A 22,280-nucleotide genomic window follows, 5' to 3' on the forward strand; every position below is an offset into this window, starting at 1 on the left:
GGGACGTACACCCGCGTCCGGTGCGGGTCAAGCGGGGCGGACACTCAGCACTGTGCCCACCCGAGCAGCCGTTCGTAGACCGGGTCAGACTCGAGCGCCCGCGGATCCCCGACGAGGACGAGCGCTCGCTTCGGACGAGTCAAGGCGACGTTTATCCGCCGGTAGTCCTCGAATATGGGTCCCTCGAGCGTCCCCGTGGCGGTGAACGAGACGACGATCACCTCCTGACTCGACCCCTGAAACCGGTCGACAGTGTCGACGGTAACGTCGTCGGAGAGTCGGTTCGAGATCGTCGAGACCTGGGCACGGAACGGCGCGATGACACCGATCTGCGAGCGGTCGACCCCAGCAGACTCGTAGGTTGCAACTAACTCCGCGATCCGGGCTGCCTCCTCCTCGTCGGTGTGGGCCGCGCCGTCACCCTCGACGGAGACGAACGCGACTGGATCGTGGAGGGGCTCGGGAAGATCGGCTCGTGAGACGCCGTCGAGATCGTCGAGCGTCCGTCCCGCGACGTCAGGGGTGGCTGGGCGGAGCTCCCCGTCGTAGAACTCCCGTGAAGCAAAGGCCTGGATGCGTTGGTTCATCCGATACTGGCGATCGAGCATGACGCCCGCGCCGGGGTGGAGGTCGACGAGGCGCTCGAACAGCGACGCCGAGAGGTCGGCAACGTCGTCACCCTCGCTCGCGGCCGCTTCGTCGTCGGCCGTCGAATCGCCGACCGCCCCGCCGTCTTGGGGCGGGTCGGATCGGACGACCGGCGGGAGCTGCTCGTGGTCGCCGACGAGGACGAACCGCTCGGCCAGGTTGATCGCGGCGTAGGTGCCGGGTTCGGTGAGTTGGGCGGCCTCGTCGACTAACGCGACGTCGAACGTCTGCTCTTTCATCGTTCGAGAGCCACAGGAGGCCGTCGTCGCCGCGACCACGTCCGCCTCGCGGAGCTCGCTGACTCGGTCGCCGGGCTCACCGGCGCGATCGAAGCGATAGGGCTGCATGTCCTCGCGGACGCCGGTCTCGGAGCCAATACGAACGATGCGGTAGTCGGTGTCCTCGCCGAGCTGCTCGACGAGCGCAGAGAGCGCGTTGTCGACCGCACGGTTGGTAAACGCCGAGAGCAGGACGCGATCGCCGCGCTCGAGCATCGCCTCGATCGCCCGGGCGATGGTGTAGGTCTTCCCGGTTCCAGGCGGACCGTGGATGAGCGCGCAATCGCGGGCGCCGACGGCCTTGCGAACCGCCTCGTCCTGGGCCGCGTTGTTGTCGATGAACGTCTCGTCGAGAGCAGCAAATTCGGGCTCGGCGCGCCCGAACAGCACGTCCTTGCGGCGCTTGCTTCCCTTCAGGAGAGCGTCGTGTAAGGCAACGAGCAGCCGGTCGGTCGTCAGCTCGGAGGGGTAGACGTCCAGCCGGGTCACCTCGACCGGCTCGTCGGCCGTGAGGACGATCTCGTCGTCTCGCGGGCTTCGCCCGCTCGCGTCTTCCGCGGAGCCACGCTCCGCGCCGTCCAGTTGCTCGATCCGCGCGAGTTCCGAACTGCCCCTGACGGGGTGGCCGTCGCTGGCCAGCACGAGGTCACCCTCGCGAAGCTTCGAGGTCGCGGGTTCGGTCTGACGAGCTCGCAGCTCCCAGCGGCCGCTCGAGAGTTCGCGCTTGGCGACGAACTCGAGGTCGATGATCGCGCGGTCGTCGTCGGCGCGCTCGCGGGCGCTTTGTTCCCAGAGCTTGGCGTACTCGCGGTGGATCTCGCCGCGCTCGCGTTCGATCGCGCGATAGAATCGATCGAAGTGCTCGCGCTCCTCCTCGGGGAGGGGCGTTCCGATCTGGCCCGCTTTCGACTCCTGGTCGAGTCGGCCCGAGACGACCATGCAGGTGTCCTGCTCGAAGCAGTACTCACACTTCGCGGACCCCTCGTAGCCCGTCGGGACGCTATCGTCGTACTCCATCGCAGCGATCTCGTTTCGCAGCCGGACGACGTACTGTAAGAGCCCCTCGCCCATCGAGAAATCCTTCGCCGGCGTGAGGTCGCCGGTCTCCTCGTTGCGGTCGAGCGCCGAGTTCTTCGTGTAGAGCAGCGTCCCGGTGTCGACGTCGCCACCGTGTTCCTCCAACAGAAGAGCGTAGCAAGCGGCCTGGACCTTGTCCTTGAACCGGGGCTCCTTCTTCAGATTCTTCCCCGTCTTCAGCTCGACGGGCGCGCCCCGTCGGACCGCGTCGGCCCGCCCGCGGATGCCGAAGGTCTCGCTGATCAGCAGCTGTTCGGATCGCCAGTCGTCGCCGTCGGTGAGCCGCCCCTGCTCGAGCCAACCCTCGATCGCGGTCGCATTCTGGCGAACGTCCTCCGCGACCGACTCGGGGGACTCTCCGAGCAGGCCGAGTTCGAGGCCGCGTTCGTCGATTCGCTCCGCGATCGACTCCTCCAGATCCCGGCCCCGAAGCAGGTCGCCGAACACTTCGTGAACGAGCGTCCCCTTCGTGACGGGGTAGTTGAGCGGAACGCCAGAGAGCTTGTTCAGGTAGTAAAGACGCGGACACTCGACCCAGTTGCGGATCGACGTGACGTTGATCAGAAACTCCGGCTCGACGACGACGTAGGAGTCGCCGGTCGTCGCGTACTGCGTCTGGCCGCGGTACTCCTCGCGCTCGGCCTCGGTGACGAGCAGTTCCATCCCCGGCTCTAACAGCGCAGCCGACTCGGTCCACTTCCCCCAGACGGTGACGGTCGTGGCCGGTTGCTCCGAGCCGCCGGAAACGTCCGGTTCCGGGCCGGTCGAGACGGCGTCGCTATCGGGGCGCTCTGTGAGCCGAACGGGTATCTCCGCAAGCTCGCGCTCCCCGTAACTCGTCGATACCGTCTTGGCCTCGACGTCGCCGACGACCGTCCCGCGTACGTGCACGGATCAGGGAAGGGGCGACCGGTCAAAAACGGTATCGATCTCCGCGGTCGTGCCGTCGGTCGGTAGCGGCACTGAAAAACGCGACGGGGGCTGCGGTAAGAAGTGATTACTCCCAGCAGTATCGGCTCGGACACCTCGTAACGGTAGGTGGCGCTTTTTTCGAGGTGAAGCGAAGGCACCGGTATGAGCGATTCGAGCCGCGCTCCCGATGGCAGCCCCGGGCCCGGTCGCGACGGGAGGGGCCGAACGGACCGATTTCGACACGATGACCCGCTGTCGAGAGTCGACGGCGGTGGCCGTCGAACGGCCACGGTTCGCAACGTAACCATCACAGCGGCGGGGGTCTGGGTCGTCGTCTCGACGGGAGTCTACGGGGCGAGCGCGGCAGTGCTGTTGAGTGTGGTCTGTGCCGGGATCGCTGTGGCGCTGGTCGGCGCGTACAACGCCTATCGACTCACCAGCGGTGCGCCACCGAGTTCGGGCGTGACGGCACTGGCAGGGATACTCGGTCTCGGGCTACTCGGGTCGACGGCGGTGTTCTCCCTCGATGCAGGGCTGACCTGGAGCGTGCTCGGAGCGGGACTGCTCGTCGCGGTGGTGGCGGGATACGACTTCCACGAGGGGCGACGACACCGACCGGTTCGGACGAGAACAGGCAGCTACGATCGGTCTCCGCGTCGGTAACGCCAGCAGCTACGATCGGTCTCCGCGTCGGTAACGCCAACAGCTACGGTCAGTCGTTACGTCGGTAACACCAACAGGACGGAGTGAAACAGGCCGAGCGGATGGGAAGGACCGATACGTTCTTTCTGCCCGCCCCGAAAGGTAGCTACATGCGGATTCGCGAGTGGCAGGACATCGTGACGGACGTGACCGAGCGCGACGTCGATCCGGACGGGTGGCGGGCCGTCGCGGGCGACCGTGCCGGCGGCGTCGGCGAAGATATGTACCTCGCACACCCACGGGCAGGCGTCTTTTTCCTCAAAACGTACGCGAAGAACCCGTTTCAAGTTCGGGGCGTCGGCTCCCGCGTCGCCCGAAGTGTTGACGACGAGATCGGCTCGTTCCTGCCGGAGCGCGACAGCGGCGGCCGATTCGCCGTCCAGTCCCCACCCGAAGACGAAGACCACGCCGAATCGGTCGCCAAACGCCTCGAGACCGTCGTCGAGACCCACGGCGACGCTCCGACGACACCCCAGGCCTTTTTCGACGACGTGATGGACGCTCTCGAGAGTCCCGCCTTCGGGCCGATGGAGTACGATCAGTACGACCGACCCGGCGAACTGGACGAGCTGGCAGACCGGTTCGAGGAGGCCGACGAACTGCTCTCAGCCGAACTCGACGAGCTCATCGAGACCGACGAGGTCGACCGCGGGTTCATGTGAACCGGCGACGCGGCGAGATCACTGACGGCGAGGGATGACGAACGGTCGCCGGTGGCTCTTTACTGTCGGCGCCCGAGAGCGAACGTATGGACGCGAGCCGCGACGACGGCGACCGCGAGGCCGCCGAGAAGACGGTCCGCGAGTACTACGAGGCCCTCCGCGAGGGAGCACCGCTCGCGGCGTTCTTTCTCGAGGACGACGCGACGACCAAGTTCGGCGTGAGCGAGGCGCTGTACGGCTACGAGGCGGTCGCGTCGGGGCTGCGCGAGCAGTCCGAGACGACCGGTGAGTGGCGCGTCGAGAGCGATCGCCTCGCGGTCGACGTCCGCGGCGACTGCGCCGTGGTTACCGACCGGGTCACCCTCGCCTGGACCGACCAGTCGACCGGTATCCGGCGGCGCTTCGAGACGCGCTGGAGTGGGACGCTCGTCCGCGAGGAGGACAGTGATGCGTGGCTGTTCCACACGCTGCACGTGAGTGCGCCAAACGAGTTGTAGGCAGTCTCGGGGTTGGCCCGAGGATTTTTGCGGAACCGACGCACTCGACGGTTCTTCAGAACTCGATTCGAAAGAACAGCTACCGCTCGATGCGCCGAACCCACTGTCCGGGCTCGTCGAGTTCGTCCTGTGTCGGGAGATTCTCCGGCTGATCCCAGACGCGCGTCGCCGTCTCGAGATCGCGAGCGCGAACGACGCCCTCGAAGAAGGTCTTGCCACGCTCGTACTGGCGCTCTTTGAGCCCGAGTCCGAGGAGCCGGCGAAACAGCTGCTGAAGGGGACCCCGTCCCTGCCGGCGCGCGTCGAGCTTGCGCCGGAGGTCGGCATACTCGTCGTCGAAGGCGTGATCCATCAGGAGTTCGGCGTACCCCTCGACGACGGTCATGGTGGCGTCTAGCTCGCGAAACGACTCCCTGTCGAACCGGCCCGACGTGAGCCCCTCGATACCCTCCTCCATCCGTGCCTCGAGGTGGTCAGAGAGCCACGGTGCGGCGCCGAACTCGGCGGCGTGGGTCACTTCGTGGAAGGCGATCCAGCGCCGGAAGCGCGCGGGGTTGACCTCGAGCAGGTCGGCGACACGATCGATGTTCGGATGGACGAAGTACAGCGCGTGGTTCTCGTCGGGTCCTTCCGCCAAGAGCAGCGGATCGTACTGTCCCAAGACGTTGCGCCCGAGGAAGGCGAGCAACACGCTCATCGTCCCCGTGTTGATCGTCCGGGCGACGCCCGGGAAGGGACCGGTCTGGGCCTCCAGCGGCGCCATGACTCGCCGAAACGTCGCGACGTTGGCGTCGATCCAGTGGTGGCGATTCTGGATCTCGATCGTATCGGGAACGTCGAATGCGACCGTCGAAACCGTCCGGATCCGCTCTCGGGCGTCGCGGACGTCCCGGGCGTAGGCCTCGCGCTCGCCAGACCCGAGTGCGAGCGAGCCGGGATCGGTGGCCGCTTTGGCCGCCTCGGCGGCCGACGTCCAGTCGATGACGTCGTCGCCAGAGGCGCCGGCGACGGCCCGGACGCTACGATAAAGGTTCACGGGCGATCGTACGACGGGGCCGGGCAAAAGGGTTCGGCTGAAGCGCGACCTGTGGTGAGAAAGCGTTCGATCAGTTGACGATGACGTCGGGCTGTTCGGCGTCGGCCGGCTCCTCCTCGTCGCCGCCGCGGAACTTCTTGATCGCGACTGCGATTCCGACCAGGAGTACGAGCCCGACGAGCGCGCCGACGACGCCCTTCCCGGCAGAGTCGTCTTCGGCGTGCTCGCTGTCGACCTCCTCGTCGACGTCCGACTCCGCGCCGACCTCGACCTTGCGGCCGCCGGGGAGCGCGTCGCTGATCTCTTTCGGTCCGAACTGGGTATTCCCGTCCAGATGCAACTCGACGAAGGTGAACTTCTTGTCGCCCATATGAGAAGCTTCGACGGGCGAACACTTAGCCGTTTTGCTGGCTCGCGGGGAGGTGAGACGGTGATCTCGCGGAGACCGGATCAGCCAGCGTTATCGCCGATTGTCTCGAGTACGTGCTCGTGAAACGCCTGCAAGGCGGCGCTCTCGTCTTCTGCGAGGACGACGTCACTGGCCGACAGCGTCGCCAGTCCGAACGCCCGCGGCGTCGGCGAGTCGAGGCTGTGACGGCAGACGGTCAACTCGCCTGTGTCAATCTCCCGGACGATCGCCTCGATTTCGGCGATTGCGAGCTTGTCAGAGAGTAACTCGCGGTAGGTCTCCTCGATCACCGCGAACTCCTCGAGATCCTCGGCGAAGCCCAGCAACATCTCGCTCGAGACCTGCTGCTCGCTCGCGGACTTCTCGTAGCCCTTGTACCGCTTCAAGATCATCAGGGCTCGCGTGGCGTTGATCCGGAAGTACCGCTGGAGGAGATCGGTGCCCGAGAGCGCGGCCCGGAGGTCCGTGCGAACGTCGGACGGGTCCAGGTCCGCGAGAATCCCGTCGAGGTCGACCTTCCGGTTCAGTGGCATCGAGAGCACGAAGCCGTTGTCCGCGACTGCGACTTTGACGTTCGCCGTCGCCACCTGCGCACAGCGGTGGGCAAGAAGTCGGGAGAGCCCGTCGTTGACCCGGCGGCCGTAGACGCTGTGGACGTAGTAGTGGCGCTCGTAGGCGTCGCGATCGCGCTCGACTTCGATCGCGAGCCGGTCGGGGGTGCTCACGCTTTCGGGACCCGCGTACTGGAGCTGGTGGTCGAACAGCCGGGCGATCGCGCGGACGCTGTCGTCGTCGATCGGAAACTCGCGGAGCCAAGCACGCACGCGAGCCGGGCCGCCAGCCTCGTAGTGCTCGAGGAGTTCGCCCTGGAAGGCCAGGATCTCGCGGGCGAGATCAGTCGAGAGCGGCAGCCGCTCGGCGTACCAGGAGGGGACGGTCGGCCGCGCGCTCGTCCGGTCGACGTAGACCTTCGACCCTCGGCGGTAGCGGTACTCGAAGTTGTTGCCCCCGAGGACGAAGACGTCGCCTTTCTCTAAGGTGTCCAGATAGTTCTCGTCTAGCTGGCCGACCCACTCGTCTGTGGCGCGGGTGTGGACGTCACAGGTGAAGGAGTCGGGTATCGTCCCGATGTTGGTCATGTAGATCACCCGAGCCAGCCGGCCGCGCTTGCCCAGCAGGGGCTCGCCGACGGGGAACTCCTCGTAGTGGTGCTCGCCATCGGGGGGATCGTTCTCGTCGCGCCAGATCTTCGCGTAGACGTTTCGATCCTCCATGCCGGCGTAGGCGGCAGTGAGGTAGTCCATGAGTGACTCCCACTCGTCCGCCGAGTAGTCGCGGTACGGATAGGCGCGCTGGAGGATCGCCCGCACCGCCGACTCGGGGCGAATCTCGGCGATCGCCATCCCGTAGACGTGCTGGGCGGCGACGTCCTGGGCTCGCTCGGGGATCGAGACGGCGTCGACGAATCCCACTTCGGCCTTTCGGAGCATGACGGCACACTCGAGGAGTTCGTCCCGGTCTAACGCGATCACCCGCCCCGTGACCGTCTGGCCGACGCGGTGGCCGGCCCGCCCGACTCGCTGGAGCAGCGCGGCGACCGACTTCGGCGAGCCGACCTGCACGACGAGATCGACGTGGGGCATGTCAATTCCGAGTTCGAGGGAGGTCGAGGTCGTCACGACGTCGAGATCGCCCGACTTTAACCGCGACTCGACGTCCTGGCGGACCTCCGTCGAGAGGCTGCCGTGGTGGCACGCGGAGTTCTCCTCGTCGTAGGCGTCGAACCGGTCGCGCAGTTCGTGGAGGACGCGCTCGGCGCCCGACCGCGTGTTCGTGAAGACGATCGTGTTCGTGTGTTCGCTGACGTGCTCGTGGAGCAGCCGGTAGAAGCGATCCTGGACGATCGCGCGGGAGGTGTGGATCAAGTCGTCGGTCGGACACTCGAGTCGGACGTCCAGATCGCGCGAGAAGCGAGCGTCGACGATATCGCAGGGCCGCGGTTCGAATTCGAGTTCGTCGGTTTCCGAGGCCCGTTGGACCTCGCTACTCGCGACTCGTTCCTCACCGTTCGCATCGTCCGAGGCGCTACGCGCCTCGCGGCTCGCGGCTTCGCCGCTCGCACTCACCGAGGTGCGTTGCACCTCGTAACCCACCAGAAACTCCGCTACCTCCGAAAGCGGCTCGATCGTCGCCGAGCAGCCGATTCGGGTGATCTCCGTATCGGAAAGCGCCTCGAGTCGCTCGAGGGAGACCGAGAGGTGCGTGCCGCGCTTGTTCGCCGCCAGCGAGTGGATCTCGTCGACGACGACGTACTCCACAGTGCGGAGCTTCTCGCGGAACTTTGGGGAATTGAGCAAGATTGCGAGGGTCTCGGGCGTCGTGTTGAGGATGTGTGGCGTCTCCTCGAGCATCTGCTGGCGCTCGTAGGAGGTCGTATCGCCGTGACGGATCGCGTGGCGGATCTCGCCCAGTTCGTCGCCGCGAGCCGCAGCGATTTCGGCGATTCCCTCGAGCGGCACCTCGAGGTTGCGGTGGATGTCGTTCGCGAGCGATTTCAGTGGCGAAATGTAGAGGCAGTAGACCGAGTTCTCGAGGCCAGACGACTGCGTCGCCGCCGGTGCGTCTGCGTCACCAGCGCCAGCCGCGTCACCATCCGCAACTGTACCGCCGTCGCGATCGCGGCGGTAGAGTTCGTTGATGATGGCCGTAAACGAGGCGAGCGTCTTGCCGCTCCCCGTCGGCGCCGCGATCAGCGTGTTCTCCTCGGCGTGGACGTTCGGAATCGCGCCGCGCTGGGGCGGGGTAAAGAAGCCGCCGTTCTCGGGGACGAAGTCGCCGAACTCGCGAACCCACCACTCTCGGACGGCGGGTTCGAGGAGCGAGAGGACGTCGGCGTCTGCAATCTCGGCGGCGTCCGGGTCGAAGGGTAGATCGGCGTCGAGGTCGAACGGCAGCCGCTCGTTGGAAATTGGCGACTCGGCCCCATCCATTGGCGGGTCTGCGGGCCACGCGACCAAGAGAGTTTGGCCACCGGAGCGAAAGTGGAGCGTTGGTGGAAACACACCCCACTATTGGGAAAAGGTCTTTACCCGATCCAGTGACATTTCCTCTATGAACCGCCGACAGCTGCTCGCAGCAACTGGGGCAGGAGCACTCGTCGGTGTCGGCGGTTGCATCGATGGGTCGCAGGAGTCGGCTGACGGCGACGCTACCGACTCGCAGGATGTGGTAGTCGAAAACGGCGCCCCTCCTCCCCGGGACGAGTTTCCCGACCGGCCGGACGAACTCGACAACGAATCAGTCCTGGAGTACGTCGGAGAACACCAGCGAACGGTGTTGGTACAGAATCCGTACACCGGTTGTGAACCCCAGGTGGCCGCCGAGTACGAGGAGGGTTTTTACGTCGGATTGGAGGAATGCGATATCATCACGTCGGAGGGAGACGCGGCTGAAGTACCGGTTCTGTACCTCGTCACTGAGACGGACACGTATCGACTCGAACTCGACGTGCAAGAGGCTGTTGGCGCTGGATTCGAGGACGGCGGCCCGCACAATCTCGTGCTGGCGAACTTCGACGACACCGAGCACGATCTGAGCGTCGAACTGGTTCATTACGACGCCGACGGCGACTCGACGGTGGCACTCGACACCACGTACACGCTCGGCGGTGAACGCGGCGTGTATCTCGATGCCGTTCCCGTGAGTCGCTCGGAGACCGATCTCCGCGTCGAGCTCGCGGACGGGTCCGAAGTAAGCGAGCGACTCGAGACGACACCGAACCCTGCTGCCGAACCGTTCAGGGCGGTTTACATCACACCAGCGTCGGAGCTCGTTATTCGGGAACTCGAGTTCCGTCCGTGAGTGTCCGCGGGAGACTGCTCGTCCTCTCGAAGCGACCAAACTGGCGCAACGACCCGTACCCTTATCCGAGCCGACGATTCACGTCGATCCATGAAGGTGACCTTCCTCGGAACGGGCAGCGCGCTGCCGACCGCGGACCGCGTGCAGACGGGGATCCTGCTTGAGGACGACGATCGGACGCTCCTGGTCGACTGCGGGTCGGGCGTCCTCCACCGCCTCCAGCAGTCCGGCGTGGGCTACGAGGGCGTCTCGACGGTGCTGCTGACCCACCACCACCTGGATCACGTCGCCGATCTGCTCCCGCTGATGAAAGCTCGCTGGCTCGCCGGCGAGGAGCACCTCGAGATCGTCGGCCCACAGGGAACGAAGGGGCTGGTCGACGGGCTGCTCTCGGTTCACGACTACATGGCGGGACGCCTGGATCTGCAGGTTCGGGAAGTCGTCCCCGGCGAGTTCTCGGTCGCGGGCTTCGAGGTCGCGGCCTACGAAACGCGCCACTCCCTGCCGTGTCTGGCCTATCGATTTGGCGACCGGTTCGTCTACAGCGGCGACAGCGAGGCGTTCGGCGGGCTCGCGAACTTCGCTGACGGAGCGGCCGTGGTGGCTCACGACTGCTCGTTTCCCGACGACGTCGACGTGTCGAACCACCCGACGCCCGAATCACTGGGCACGGAACTCGCCGGCAAAGATATCGAGACGGTCTATCTAACCCACCTCTACCCACACACCGACGGCCGCCACGAGGAGATGCTCGCGTCGATCGAGCGCCACTACGACGGGGAGGTTCGATTCGCAACCGATGGACAGACGGTTCGGGTCGACTGATCGCGGGTCAGTCTACCGGTTCTGCGAGTACGGCGCCGAGCGTGTCGGCGAATCATCCAATAACTACTTTACTGAACGTTCGTTACTGACGATAACATCATGGGGATCGGAGCGACTGTGGGACGGAAACGGAGGGTGCTGTGAGTCGGGTTCAACGGACCGCGGAGGCGGTGACCGCTAACGCACGAGTCGTCGCCGTCGCCTTGCTGCTGCTGACCGCCCTCGTCGGCGCCGGGCTGACGATGATCGAAACCGACGCCTCGCTCGATCAGTTCCAGGACGACTCTCCCGAGACCCAGGCCCAGGAGTACGTTGACGAGCTCTTCGTCGACGACGAGTCGGAGAACACGACCGCAGCACAGGTCGTCGTGACTGGGGACAACGTCATGACGAAGGCGTCGCTGATCGAGTCCCTCGAGTTCCAACAGGAGATTCGCGCCAACGAGTCGATCAACGCGACGCTCGTCGAGGACGATCCGATCGTCGGTATCGAGAACGTACTCGCGATGTCGGCGATCACAGAGGAGGAAATCGACGAGATCGAGGATCAGGCCGACGAACTCGAGGAGCGTTCAGACGCAGTAAACGAGACGAGAGACCGGGCCGAAGAGGGACTCAACGAGAGCCGAGAACTACAGCGAGCGTTCGAAGAAGAGATGCTGGAGGCGGGACTCGAGGAGGGTGACGAGGAGTACGAGCAGCGAGCCGAGGAGCTCGAAGCGGACGTCGAGGAGGTGTTCGAGTCGGTCACCGACGACGAGGTGTTCGACGACGCCCAGCGCAACTCCTACGAGCAGTCGATGAACACCGTCCGGACGTACGAGGCCCAGCTCGTCGAGTACGAAGAAGAGTACGGAGAAAGCTACGAGGAAGAGGCCCGATACAGACAGACACTCTCCGAGATGGACGACATTTACGGCTGGGCGACGACCACGATTTTCGGGGTCGACTTCAACCGGATCGGAAGCGAGGCCCACGAGCTCGAACAGCGAATCGAGGAGTTAGAGGAGGGCGATCAGCGCCCGATAGACGAGCAAATCGCGGCGCTCGAGGCACTCGACGACGAGGAGTTCGAGGAGCTGATCGTCGATACCATCGACGGCGAGGGGCCGAGAGCCAACGAGATGCTCGGATTCCTTCCGTCGTCGTACGAACTCGGGTCGACCGACGCCGACGCGCGGATGACGGTGCTCCTCCAGGAGACCGAGGACGCCGGCGGCGTCGAGATCGGGGTGACAGACGAGCGAGTGATCCAGAGCCAACTCGAGTTGCGAGAACTCGCCGCTGCCTACGAAGGTGACACCGACGAAGAGGCGGCTGCAGGCGGTGAAACCGCTACTGGACACGAGTACATCGTCTTCGGGGGCGGGATTATCGAGTCCGAAATCGACCAGTCGATGGCGGACACCCTCTGGATCGTCGGTCCGTTCACGCTGCTGTTCGTCGTCGGCGCGCTCGCGGTCGCCTACCGGGACCCGATCGACATCGTCCTCGGTACCAGCGGGATCATCGCAGTGCTCGTCTGGACGTTCGGGCTGGTCGGCTGGATCGGCATTCCGTTTAATCTCCTGTTTGCAGCCATTCCGGTCTTACTGGTCGGGCTCTCGGTCGACTACGCACTACACGTCTTCATGCGCCACCGCGAACGCCGACTGGAGGGTGGAGCGGGGCCGGATGGCGTCCGGCGCGCGATGGCCATCGCGCTGGCGGGCGTCGGCGCCGCGCTCGTCTGGATCACCGCCACGACCGCGATGGCGTTTATCGCGAACGCGGTCAGTCCGCTGGGCGTGCTTCGGGAGTTCGGGATCGTCGGCGCTATCGGGATTGTCTCGGCACTGATCGTCTTCGGCGGGCTGATCCCGGCGCTGAAAGTCGAGATCGACTCGGCGCTGGAAGCGCGGGGCTACAGCCGCAGGAAGCGGGCCTTTGGCACCGGTGGCGGCCGATTCAGCCGCATCCTCTCGACGGGGGCGGTCGCAGCGCGACGGGCGCCGCTCGTCGTCCTGCTCGCGGTCTTGTTGCTGACCGCCGGCGGCGTCTACGGCGCCACGCAGGTCGACACTACCTTCGAGGAGGAGGACTTCATGCCCCAGAGCCAGCCCGCGTGGACAGGGTATCTGCCGGGGCCGATGGCGCCAGCCGACTACCAGGCGGCCGACGATCTCGACGTGATCAACGAGCACTTCCACCGGCTGGATTCGAACGCCGAGCTACTGATACAAGGGTCCGTCAGCGACGATGACGCCGTAGAGCGGATCGCCGACGCAAAAGCAGCGGCAGCAGAGAGCGACGTGGTCTACACCCTGCCTAACGGGGAGGCCGACATCGTGGGACCACTCTCGGTGATGGAACAGGTCGCAGAGAGCGATGACTCGTTCAACGAGACGTACCTCGACGCGGATACGACAGACGACGGCGTCCCAAATCAGGACGTCGAGGAGGTGTACGATCAGCTGTTTAGAGCGGATCAGGAAGCCGCAAGCGAGGTCATCCACCGAACCGAGGACGGCGAATACGTGGCGCTGCGCCTGACCGTCGCGATCGAGGGCGACGCCGCCTACGCCGAGACAGCCCAGGAGATGCGAGCGATCGCGGACCTGCTCGACGACGGCGGGGAGTTCGTCCCGGCCGAGGCGTATATGGTGACAGACGAGGAGGAGGACGAAACAGCGGGCGCCGGCGGCGGTGACACGACGAACGGCGGCGAGTCAGCCGCGATGAACGGGGACGATGACTCGAGCGCCGCGACCGGTGCCTGGAGCGCGACCGCGACAGGGAGCCCGATCACGAACCACATCGTCGAGGTCGATCTCTTCGAGACGGTTATCGAGACGCTGATCGTCGCGTTCGTCGGCGCGTTCGTCTTCCTGACGGTCGCCTACCGAGTGGCGGGCAAGAGCGCGGCGCTCGGTGCGATCACCCTCCTGCCGATCGCACTCTCGGTGAGCTGGATTCTGGGGACGATGTACCTCCTCGACATTCCATTTAACGTATTGACAGTAACGGTCGCGGCCCTGACGATCGGACTGGGAGTCGACTACAGCATCCACATCACCTCGCGGTACACGCTGGAACTCGACCGCCAGGGCAACGTCTGGGACGCGTTACACACCACGGTGACTGGCACTGGCGGCGCGCTGCTGGGCAGTGTGGCTACCACGATGGCCGCGTTCGCCACCCTGGGGCTCGGAATCCTGCCCGTCTTCCGGCAGTTCGGTATCGTCACCGGGCTAACCGTCGGCTACGCGTTCCTCGCAAGCGTCCTCGTCCTGCCGACGCTGCTCGTCCTCTGGACGCGCTACGTTGGGTCCGCTGACATCTCCTGGTCCGACACCGAGGGGCCGCAGGCGCTCGCGGGGGCCGACGCAGTCGACCAGGAAGTGACGAGTGAGTCGGTCCGGGGAGAGCCAGCGACCGATAGTTCGAACGGCGACACGGACTGAGCGGAGTCTGGAGCAATTCTTGGGCGTTCTTCGCGACGGATAGAGGGATTTGTCACACGCCCACACACCACGTAGGGGATGCGAACACGTTTATAGAAACAGTTTGTAGGATCGTAACAACAGATGATCGCGACCACTGACACGCCGCAAGCGGAGGGTGACGGCTGATGGGATTGCCAGACCGCCTCGCGGGGCTGGTGACCAGCTACTCGAAAGCAATCATCGTCGTGTTACTGCTGACGACGGCGCTGATCGGTGCCGGCGTGCCGATGGTCGACGACGACTCCTCGCTCGAGCAGTTCGAGAGCGAGTCGCCCGAAGCCGAAGCGCTCGAGTACATCGACGGGAACTTCTCGGTCGACGAAGACGACAATACGACGTCGGTACAGCTGATCAACCGAGGAACGGGTGATGAACCGAACGTCCTCGCCCAGCAGGCCATTATCGGCTCACTCGAGTTCCAACAGGAGATCCACGACAACGAAACGGTCAACGCGACGCTCGCAGACGAGGACCCGATCACGGGCGTCGAGAACATTCTCGCGATCACCGCGATTTCGAACGAAGAAGCCGCCGAGCTCGAGGCATGGGGTGCCGAACTGGAAGAGCAAGGCGCCGAACTCGGCGAGCGAGAGGCCGAACTCGAGACCAGAAATGCGACGCTCGCGGACGGCTTCGACGCGGTGCTCGACCTCCAGACGGAGTACGAACAAGAGCTCGAAGCCGGCGACGAGGAGGCCGCTGCGGAGACGGAAGCAGAGATCGACGCGACGATCGAGGAGACGATCGCCGCCGCCGAGCTCGACGACGAGCAGGCTGCTGAGTACGAAGGGACGGTCGAGCAGGCCCGGGGAGCCGACGATCCCGAGACGATCGAGCAGCTCAGAACGGCCGCGACGCTTGGCGTGCTAGAAGATGAGTACGAGCAGTTAGAAGAGGACTCGGCGGCGTTCGAAGAACAACAGGCCGAGTTCGAGGAGGCACAGGCCGACCTCCAAGCGGGCATCGATCCGTCCCTGGATGAGCAGATCGAGGCGATCGAGGCACTCGACGACGAGGAGTACGAGGAGCTCGTCGCCGACGTCCTCGACGAAGACGGCGACGGAAGCGGCGTGCTCGGGTTCATGCCGACCGCGTACGATCCCGGCTCGACAGAGGCCGACGCCCGGATGACGATGGTGAGCCAGGAGGCCGCCGGCGCCGGCAACGAGATGGAAGGCGCGACCGGTCCGGCACTCGACGCCCAGCTCGATCTGCGAGAGCTGGCAAACCAGCACGATCAGGACATCATCGTCTTCGGTGCGGGAATCATCTTCGACGAGATCGACCGCTCGCTGGGAGATAGCTTCGCGATCGTCGGTCCATTCGCCCTGCTGTTCGTCGTCGCCGCACTCTCGGTGGCCTACCGAGATCCGCTCGACATCGCCCTCGGTGTCGTCGGCATCTTGGCCGTCTTGATCTGGACGTTCGGCTTCATGGGCTGGGCCGACATCGCGTTCAACCAGATGATGATCGCGGTGCCCGTCTTGCTGATCGGGCTCTCGATCGACTACGCCATACACGTCTTCATGCGCCACCGGGAACAACGGGAGAACTCGGGGGTCGAAGACACGGTCCGGGGCTCGATGACGATCGCACTCGCGGGCGTCGGCGTCGCGCTTGTCTGGGTGACCGCGACGGCGGCGATCGGATTCCTGGCCAATCTGGTCAGTCCGATCGCCCCGATACAGGAGTTCGGAATTACGAGCGCCGTCGGCATCCTCGCGGCACTGATCATCTTCGGCGTGCTCATTCCGGCGCTGAAAGTCGAGATCGACTCGGCGCTCGAAGCGCGGGGCTACAGCCGCAGGAAGCGGGCCTTCGGCACCGGTGGCGGCCGGTTCACCAGCGCGCTCTCGGTCGGGTCGAAAGCGGCCCGGAAGGCGCCGATGATCGTCCTGATCGCCGCGCTGTTGCTGACCGCCGGCGGCGTCTACGGCGCGAGTGAGGTCGACACCAGTTTCAACGAGGAGGACTTCCTCGCGGAGAGTCCGCCTGCCTGGACGGAGCACCTCCCCGGCTTCATGGCTCCCGGAGAGTATCAGGCCAAAGACGACCTCGATTTCGTCAACGAGAACTTCCAGCGTGACGACGTCCAAGCCCAAATCCTCGTGGAAGGTGATGTCGCGAACGGCACGGTCTTGCAAGACCTCTCCGATGCCCAGGACGACGCAGCGGAAAGTGACGTCGTCTACACGCTGCCCAACGGCGAGGCCGAAGTGCAGGGCCCCCTCTCCGTCATGGAGGAGACGGCAGCGCAAAACGAGTCGTTCAACGAATCTTACCAGGCGGCGATAACCGACGACGGCGTGCCGACGGATGACGTCGAATCGCTCTACGACGAACTGTTCGAGGTCAACGAGGAGGGCGCGAGCAACGTGATCCACCGGACCGACGACGGCGAGTACGAGTCCGCACGCCTCATCGTCGCGACCCAGGGCGACGCCGACTTCGGCGACACGACCGACGAGATGCGTACGATTGCGGGTGCCATCGACGCGAGCGGCACCGGCGACGAGCGCAACCTCGATGCAGGGCCCGGCGAGGCGAACGCGATCGCAACCGGCGATCCGATCATCAACTACATCGTCGAGCAGGACCTGCTCGAGACGGTCTTAGAGAGTCTGCTGATCACGCTCGTGGCGGTCTTTGCGTTCCTGACGCTGGCCTACTGGCTGACCGGTAACAGCGCGGCACTCGGAACGGTCACCTTACTCCCGGTGGCGTTCTCCGTGAGCTGGATCCTGGGGACGATGTACGTAATCGACATGCCCTTCAACGTGTTAACGGGGATGATCACGAGTCTCACGGTCGGGCTCGGAGTCGCCTACAGCATCCACATCAGCGCGCGGTACACGCTGGAACTCGACCGCCAGGGTAACGTCTGGGAGGCGATGCACACGACGGTGACTGGCACCGGCGGCGCCTTACTCGGCAGTGCAGCCACCACGGTCGGCGGCTTCGGGACACTGGCGCTGGCCATCTTCCCCGTGCTCCAGCAGTTCGGCATCATCACGGGGCTGACGATCACCTACGCGTTCCTCGCGAGCGTGATCGTTCTGCCGGCACTGCTCGTCCTCTGGACGCGCTACTTCGGCCCGGACGTGGACTTCAGCCTTCCGTCCGATGAATCGGAGACGGAATCCGAGAGCGAAGGCGAGACAGAGGCGGCTGCGAAGGCAGGGACGACAGCAGCCAAAGCGCGCGTAGAGCAGACGGGAGACGAACCGACAGAGAGACACGAACCCACCGACAGCCTGGAGACGATGGGCGAGCCAGCAGACGAAACGGTTCCGTCCGGTGAGCCGGGAGACGAGACGGCGCCAAGCGATCCGGCAGACGAGTTCGACTGGGTCGATAGCGATAGCATTCAAAATGGGTCCGGAGGCGATCGACAGTGACTACCGACGAGTCCGAGGCGGTAAATGCGTTCTCGCGGCTCGGATTGACCAGCTACGAGGCGAAAGTGTTCATCGCGCTCCAGCGACTTGGCACCGGCACCGCGCGAGACGTGGCGACGACGACCGACGTCCCCCGATCGCAGGTGTACAGCGTCGCCGAGAGTCTCGAGGAACGAGGGCTGCTTGAAGTCCAGCAGTCGAGCCCGATCCGGTACCGGCCGGTGAGCGTCGAGGAAGCCCAAGAGACGCTTCGGGAGCGCTTCGAGAACGAACAGGATCGAGCGTTCGAGTACGTCGAAACGGTCAGAGAGGAAACCGAAGGCGAAGAAGAGCAAGAGGACATCTGGACGGTCCGAGGACGCCCGCGCGTCGACAGTCGCGTCGTCGAGTTGCTCTCGAACGCCGAGGATCGGATCCTCTTCGGGACGCGCTTACCGGAGCTTCTAACCCCAGAAATTGCCGATGCGCTCGCACAACGAGCCGAGGAAGGCGTGACCGTAACGGGCGTCAGCCGGTCGGAGGCAATTCGCAGTCGCATCGAAGCCATCGAGGGAGCTGTGGCGTACTCCCCTCCGGATCGACGAGACACCGACGACCGGTCGGGCCGAATCGTCCTCGTCGACGGCGACAGCATCCTGCTGAGCGTCGTCGACGACGACGGCAGCGAGACGGCGATCTGGAGCGCAGGCTCGCTGTTCGCTTCCGTCCTCATTCAGCTGATCGAAGCGAGCGAAGTCGCGCTCGAACCTCGCGAGTGAACGCGATGTCGTCCCCTGGTTGAGAGGTCGCCGATCGGAGCCGTCAACAGGTGCGCGTGATCCGCTCGTCGAGAACCGGATCGCCGCCCGGTCCGTTCGGACCGACCGACTGCTCGACGTAGTAGATTGTCACCGACTCGAGATCGTCGGCCACGTTCTCACAGACGTACGCGGCCGTGGGCTCGTAGTGAGTGTCGTCTGCGTATCGGATCTCCGAGCCGTGGCGGTGCCAGAGCGTCGTCGGGTACGTCGCTGCAACGTCCGGCGGCCGATCGAACGTGACTGCGCCGCCGTCGGCGGCGTCGATCGTCTCGCCCGATTCGAGCGTGGCCTCGACGACGTACCAGCTAGAGGTGTCGGGCGGGTTCGGGGCGAAGAACGCCCAGCTCCCGTCCGACAGTTCGCCGTCGGAACCTGCAGGCGCGTCGACGAGCCCGGCGCCCGCCGCCTGCCAGGCGACGAGGGCGGTGAATCCACAGATGAGAAGCACGGCGCTCCCGATCCGGATCGTGCGTCGCATCGAGACAGCGGTCCTCGTCCAGAGAACGTCGGGACCAGCCCGCTGGCCGACGCGATCGAGGAGCGGACGGCGATCGAGCCAGGCCGCGACGCGTTCCGCGAGGGGATCCATGCGGTCCCAGATTTGGGGCGGGAGGAAAGCGAGCAAGGCCGCGACCATGACAAATGGGAAGGCTCCGAGACGCATCGTCGCCGCCATCCCGAGATGGCTGGCGATGAACGCGGCGACGAGCGCGATCCGTAGCCGGCCAGTGTATACGATCAGGAACGGCGCGAGCGTGAGGAGGACAGTCCAGAGCCAGTTCGTTGCGGCAAGCAGTACCGCGTTATCGGCGAGAGATGGTCCGAAGAGGACGACGAACTCGTCGACGTGGAAGATCCGCTGAACCGCCGTCCCCGCCATCCACGGATCGCTCCGGTACTTGAGGAGCGCGTTGATCGTGTAGATGACCACGAGGTGCGAGAGGAGGACGGCGGTTGCAAGGGAGAACACATGGTCGTTGCCTCGCGCGGAATCGGGACGGGACGGTCCGTGAATCGAATAGCGACGAGCGTCGAGCGACCAGCGTGCGCCAAGTGGCAAGAATAGGCCGATGGCTAGCAGCGAGAGCAAGATTGTGTCGCCGCCGTTTAGTACGAGGGGATTTCGTGCGAACAGCGAAGCAAGCAAGAGCGCAGAGAGCCCCGTGGCGAGTCGGGTCCGGTAGCCGACCAGCAGGGAGAGGGCAGCAAAACCGGTGACGGCGAACAGGACCCCCTGCACCCACGCAGCGCCAGAAAGGGCGTGAATCGAGAAGGTCGCAAATGTCGGGTACGTCTCCGCGAGAGTCGACCGTGGAAAGATCCCAGCATCCGTGTAGAACGTGACCAGCCCCGGAAGCCGAAGGAACACCAGATCGGCGAGCACGATGGCACCGAGCGCGATTCGAAATGCCGCGAGCGCGCGGAGATCGACGCCGAGTCGCGGCACAAGTGCGGTGTGCAGTCGTTCGGAGACTGACGGGGAGCGGTCGGCGGCGCGGTCGAGTCCACTCCGGGTGTCCGCCATTCGTATGTCAAAACGAGTGAATTCGTCCGCAGTATAAGTGCTTTCTCGTTGCGACGACCGATGAGGTCGGATACGTCGGGCTAGAACGGATCGGTTTCGGCGTGTCCCGTCCGTGTTGTCTCGGGCTCGTCCGCGAACTGAATCTCCAGGGAAATGCGGCCCAAAAGCGTGTGCAAGACCGCCAGATAGTAGAACACCGCCGTGGGAATGATGATGATCCAGCCGACGATCGTCAGCACCGAGGCGAGACTGATGAAGATGACGGCGAACCAGCCGAGGACGGCCACGACGATGAGGACGAGGAGGCCGACGACGTACGTTCTGTGGGTTAAAAGCGCCTGCATGCGGTCCACATCGTACGTCTCAGAGAGAGACTGTGTGACCGCAAAACGCAGCAGAATCGCCGGGGCGACGTAGTACGCCAACAGCGAGACCAGCGCGGCCAATCCGTCGCTTGCGGCGCCGACCGCCGCGATCACCACGCCGCTGACGATCAAAAACGGGACGAACGCGACGATCACCAGCGCGCCGAGTCGGAGGAGGTCGACCCAGTCGTCGAAACGAGGCGGGTTCGGTCGCTGGGTCGCCGCGTGTTCGGTTACCCGAACGAAGTAGCCCGCCAGCAGGACGATCGGGATGAGCAGAAACGAGAACAATCCCAGCACGCCGCCGATCAGCACCGTGCCCCAGCCGTTTCGGCCGGGGTACCTGATTGCGTCCTCCAGAACGGTGTCGATATCCTGCTCTAACGTAGCGTCGATGGAGTCAGCGCCAGCATCGACCTTCGTTCCGGAAGCGTCTCGGCTTTCGTTTCCGGCAGCGTCTCGGCTTTCGTTTCCGGCAGCGTCTCGGCTTCCGTCCGGCTCGCTGGCTGTGGATGCGACAGGAGCTCGGCCAGCGCCTGTAGCGTCGTCTGCGTCGCCGGTACCTGGCTCGTCGACGTCATGGAGGGCAGCTCCGCACGCAGAGCAGTACCGCTGCCCGGCCTCGGTCTCTGCGCCACAGTTCGAGCAGTAGGGCATGCGGTAGCATCCCCCAGCAGCTAAATAAAGCTTGACGAATGGGGGCTCAGTCGATCCGGTACCGCAACAGCGCCGCGATTCCCCCGAGATTCGAGAGCTGCTGGCCGGGCGGGAACTCACTTGAGAAGACCGTCACCTCGCCACCTTTCTGCTCAGCCGTGCGAACGATCTCGTCGACGTCGATCGTCCACTCGCCCTCGGGGCCGCGCTCCTGTCGCAGCCGGTCGTCGACGATCAGCAGCTCCTCGATCGCCCCGAACTCGGCGGCTTTCTGGACCTCTTCGGGTCCGTAGGCGGCCTTCGCACCCTGGGCGATTCGCTGGGTAAGCTCGTCGATCGCCTCGGCTTCGCTCTCGATGCGGGTCTCCTTCTGGACGTCCGCGACGGCGCCCCGTTTTAACACCTCGTGGACGCCGCGGTCGCCGACGCCGGCTGTGTCGACGGTCGTGATCAACTCGGTGAGGTCGGGCTCGTTGCGATCGAAGTACTTCAGGGCGTCCTGCTTCGTGAAGCCGGGGCCGGCGAGGATGATCGCGTCGACGTCCATCCGAGAGAGGACGGTTCCGAGTTCCGCGAAGAGTTCGGAGCGCTCGCGGGCGAACTCGCCTTTCCCTGTGGGCCCGGTGAGCGTCGCGCGCTCTTCGGTGCCGTACTGGGCGACCGTGTGGACGTGAGCCTGGCCCTCCTCGACGGTGGCGATAGCGACGTCGGGATTTTCGGTGGCCTCCTCTGCCTCCTCGAGACGGGCCTCCTGGTCGGGTTTCCACCACTTCTCGATCGAGAGCTCCTCGCGCTCTTCGACGTTCAGCGTGTGGTGAAATCCGAGCTGGTCCTCGCGCGAACAGGCGACGATCTCGCCGCCAACCCGGAGCCGGTTGGCGAACTTGTGAAACTCGATATCGTCGACGGCGATGGCGACCCACATGTGCTCGCGTTCGCCGCCGGTGTCGCGCATCTGCTCGTCGTTGCGCTGGATCCGCCGGGTCGTATCGCCCGCGACGCGATCGCCGGGCTCTAAGACGTACTGGAGGTGCCAGAGGTCGTCGACGCTCTCGGGGACGACGGTGACGCGCTCGCGGCCGCTGTCGAGCGTCTCCCGGCTCGTGATCTGCATGGGTGGCCGTTCTCGGGGGGTCGGTAAGT

15 protein-coding genes are annotated in these 22,280 nt (G+C 65.1%); 8 read left to right on the plus strand and 7 right to left on the minus strand.

What is annotated here, in order from left to right:
• Positions 1–44: 44 nt before the first annotated feature.
• On the minus strand, positions 45–2,894 hold the full coding sequence (locus OB905_06765) for an AAA domain-containing protein (protein ID MCU4925688.1): 2,850 nt from the start codon (positions 2,892–2,894) through the stop codon (positions 45–47).
• A 183-nt stretch (positions 2,895–3,077) separates the two neighbouring features.
• Here OB905_06765 and OB905_06770 point away from each other — a divergent pair, with 183 nt between their 5' ends.
• The 3 genes from OB905_06770 to OB905_06780 all read left to right on the plus strand — a co-directional run bounded on the left by OB905_06770 (position 3,078) and on the right by OB905_06780 (position 4,776).
• Entirely contained in the window at positions 3,078–3,578 is a 501-nt protein-coding gene (locus OB905_06770) for a hypothetical protein (protein ID MCU4925689.1), read from the plus strand.
• A gap of 149 nt (positions 3,579–3,727) precedes the next feature.
• Positions 3,728–4,279, plus strand: coding sequence for a hypothetical protein (locus tag OB905_06775; GenBank protein ID MCU4925690.1), 552 nt, complete (start codon positions 3,728–3,730; stop codon positions 4,277–4,279).
• 86 nt (positions 4,280–4,365) lie between these two features.
• A complete protein-coding gene (locus tag OB905_06780; protein ID MCU4925691.1) occupies positions 4,366–4,776 on the plus strand; it encodes a nuclear transport factor 2 family protein in 411 nt (136 codons plus the stop codon).
• Positions 4,777–4,855: 79 nt separating this feature from the next.
• On the opposite strand, the gene OB905_06785 is transcribed toward OB905_06780, so the two are convergent.
• From OB905_06785 to OB905_06795, 3 genes are all read right to left on the minus strand, one after another.
• Complete coding sequence (locus OB905_06785) at positions 4,856–5,812, minus strand: zinc-dependent metalloprotease (protein ID MCU4925692.1); 957 nt, start codon at positions 5,810–5,812, stop codon at positions 4,856–4,858.
• Between the two features lie 70 nt (positions 5,813–5,882).
• Positions 5,883–6,182 (minus strand): hypothetical protein, encoded by a 300-nt coding sequence (locus tag OB905_06790; protein MCU4925693.1) that lies wholly within the window; start codon positions 6,180–6,182, stop codon positions 5,883–5,885.
• 80 nt (positions 6,183–6,262) lie between these two features.
• Positions 6,263–9,211 (minus strand): ATP-dependent helicase, encoded by a 2,949-nt coding sequence (locus tag OB905_06795; protein ID MCU4925694.1) that lies wholly within the window; start codon positions 9,209–9,211, stop codon positions 6,263–6,265.
• Between the two features lie 121 nt (positions 9,212–9,332).
• Between OB905_06795 and OB905_06800 the strand changes: the two genes are divergently transcribed.
• The 5 genes from OB905_06800 to OB905_06820 all read left to right on the plus strand — a co-directional run bounded on the left by OB905_06800 (position 9,333) and on the right by OB905_06820 (position 18,548).
• On the plus strand, positions 9,333–10,082 hold the full coding sequence (locus OB905_06800) for a hypothetical protein (protein ID MCU4925695.1): 750 nt from the start codon (positions 9,333–9,335) through the stop codon (positions 10,080–10,082).
• Between the two features lie 90 nt (positions 10,083–10,172).
• Positions 10,173–10,907 (plus strand): MBL fold metallo-hydrolase, encoded by a 735-nt coding sequence (locus OB905_06805; protein MCU4925696.1) that lies wholly within the window; start codon positions 10,173–10,175, stop codon positions 10,905–10,907.
• A 140-nt stretch (positions 10,908–11,047) separates the two neighbouring features.
• A complete protein-coding gene (locus OB905_06810) occupies positions 11,048–14,350 on the plus strand; it encodes an MMPL family transporter (GenBank protein MCU4925697.1) in 3,303 nt (1,100 codons plus the stop codon).
• A 167-nt stretch (positions 14,351–14,517) separates the two neighbouring features.
• Positions 14,518–17,790: an MMPL family transporter gene (locus OB905_06815; protein MCU4925698.1), complete on the plus strand. Its 3,273-nt coding sequence runs from the start codon at positions 14,518–14,520 to the stop codon at positions 17,788–17,790.
• Entirely contained in the window at positions 17,787–18,548 is a 762-nt protein-coding gene (locus OB905_06820; GenBank protein MCU4925699.1) for a TrmB family transcriptional regulator, read from the plus strand. Before OB905_06815 ends, OB905_06820 begins: the two co-directional genes overlap by 4 nt.
• Before the next feature lie 43 nt (positions 18,549–18,591).
• Here OB905_06820 and OB905_06825 read toward each other — a convergent pair whose 3' ends face one another.
• The 3 genes from OB905_06825 to OB905_06835 form a co-directional block, all read right to left on the minus strand.
• Positions 18,592–20,115: an HTTM domain-containing protein gene (locus OB905_06825; GenBank protein ID MCU4925700.1), complete on the minus strand. Its 1,524-nt coding sequence runs from the start codon at positions 20,113–20,115 to the stop codon at positions 18,592–18,594.
• A gap of 80 nt (positions 20,116–20,195) precedes the next feature.
• Positions 20,196–21,137 (minus strand): DUF4013 domain-containing protein, encoded by a 942-nt coding sequence (locus OB905_06830; GenBank protein MCU4925701.1) that lies wholly within the window; start codon positions 21,135–21,137, stop codon positions 20,196–20,198.
• Positions 21,138–21,183: 46 nt separating this feature from the next.
• Positions 21,184–22,251: an mRNA surveillance protein pelota gene (locus OB905_06835; protein ID MCU4925702.1), complete on the minus strand. Its 1,068-nt coding sequence runs from the start codon at positions 22,249–22,251 to the stop codon at positions 21,184–21,186.
• Between the last annotated feature and the right edge of the window lie 29 nt (positions 22,252–22,280).

The sequence above is a fragment of the Halobacteria archaeon AArc-dxtr1 genome, assembly GCA_025517425.1.
Classification (GTDB): Archaea; Halobacteriota; Halobacteria; order Halobacteriales; family Natrialbaceae; genus Halostagnicola.

Bases quoted from the DNA above. Each gene is read 5' to 3' on its own strand.
- OB905_06805 (MCU4925696.1), top strand. From the start codon at position 10,173: ATGAAGGTGACCTTCCTCGGAACGGGCAGCGCGCTGCCGACCGCGGAC.
- OB905_06800 (MCU4925695.1), top strand. From the start codon at position 9,333: ATGAACCGCCGACAGCTGCTCGCAGCAACTGGGGCAGGAGCACTCGTC.
- OB905_06790 (MCU4925693.1), bottom strand. From the start codon at position 6,182: ATGGGCGACAAGAAGTTCACCTTCGTCGAGTTGCATCTGGACGGGAAT.
- OB905_06795 (MCU4925694.1), bottom strand. From the start codon at position 9,211: ATGGATGGGGCCGAGTCGCCAATTTCCAACGAGCGGCTGCCGTTCGAC.
- OB905_06775 (MCU4925690.1), top strand. From the start codon at position 3,728: ATGCGGATTCGCGAGTGGCAGGACATCGTGACGGACGTGACCGAGCGC.
- OB905_06830 (MCU4925701.1), bottom strand. From the start codon at position 21,137: ATGCCCTACTGCTCGAACTGTGGCGCAGAGACCGAGGCCGGGCAGCGG.
- OB905_06825 (MCU4925700.1), bottom strand. From the start codon at position 20,115: ATGGCGGACACCCGGAGTGGACTCGACCGCGCCGCCGACCGCTCCCCG.
- OB905_06780 (MCU4925691.1), top strand. From the start codon at position 4,366: ATGGACGCGAGCCGCGACGACGGCGACCGCGAGGCCGCCGAGAAGACG.
- OB905_06835 (MCU4925702.1), bottom strand. From the start codon at position 22,251: ATGCAGATCACGAGCCGGGAGACGCTCGACAGCGGCCGCGAGCGCGTC.
- OB905_06815 (MCU4925698.1), top strand. From the start codon at position 14,518: ATGGGATTGCCAGACCGCCTCGCGGGGCTGGTGACCAGCTACTCGAAA.
- OB905_06770 (MCU4925689.1), top strand. From the start codon at position 3,078: ATGAGCGATTCGAGCCGCGCTCCCGATGGCAGCCCCGGGCCCGGTCGC.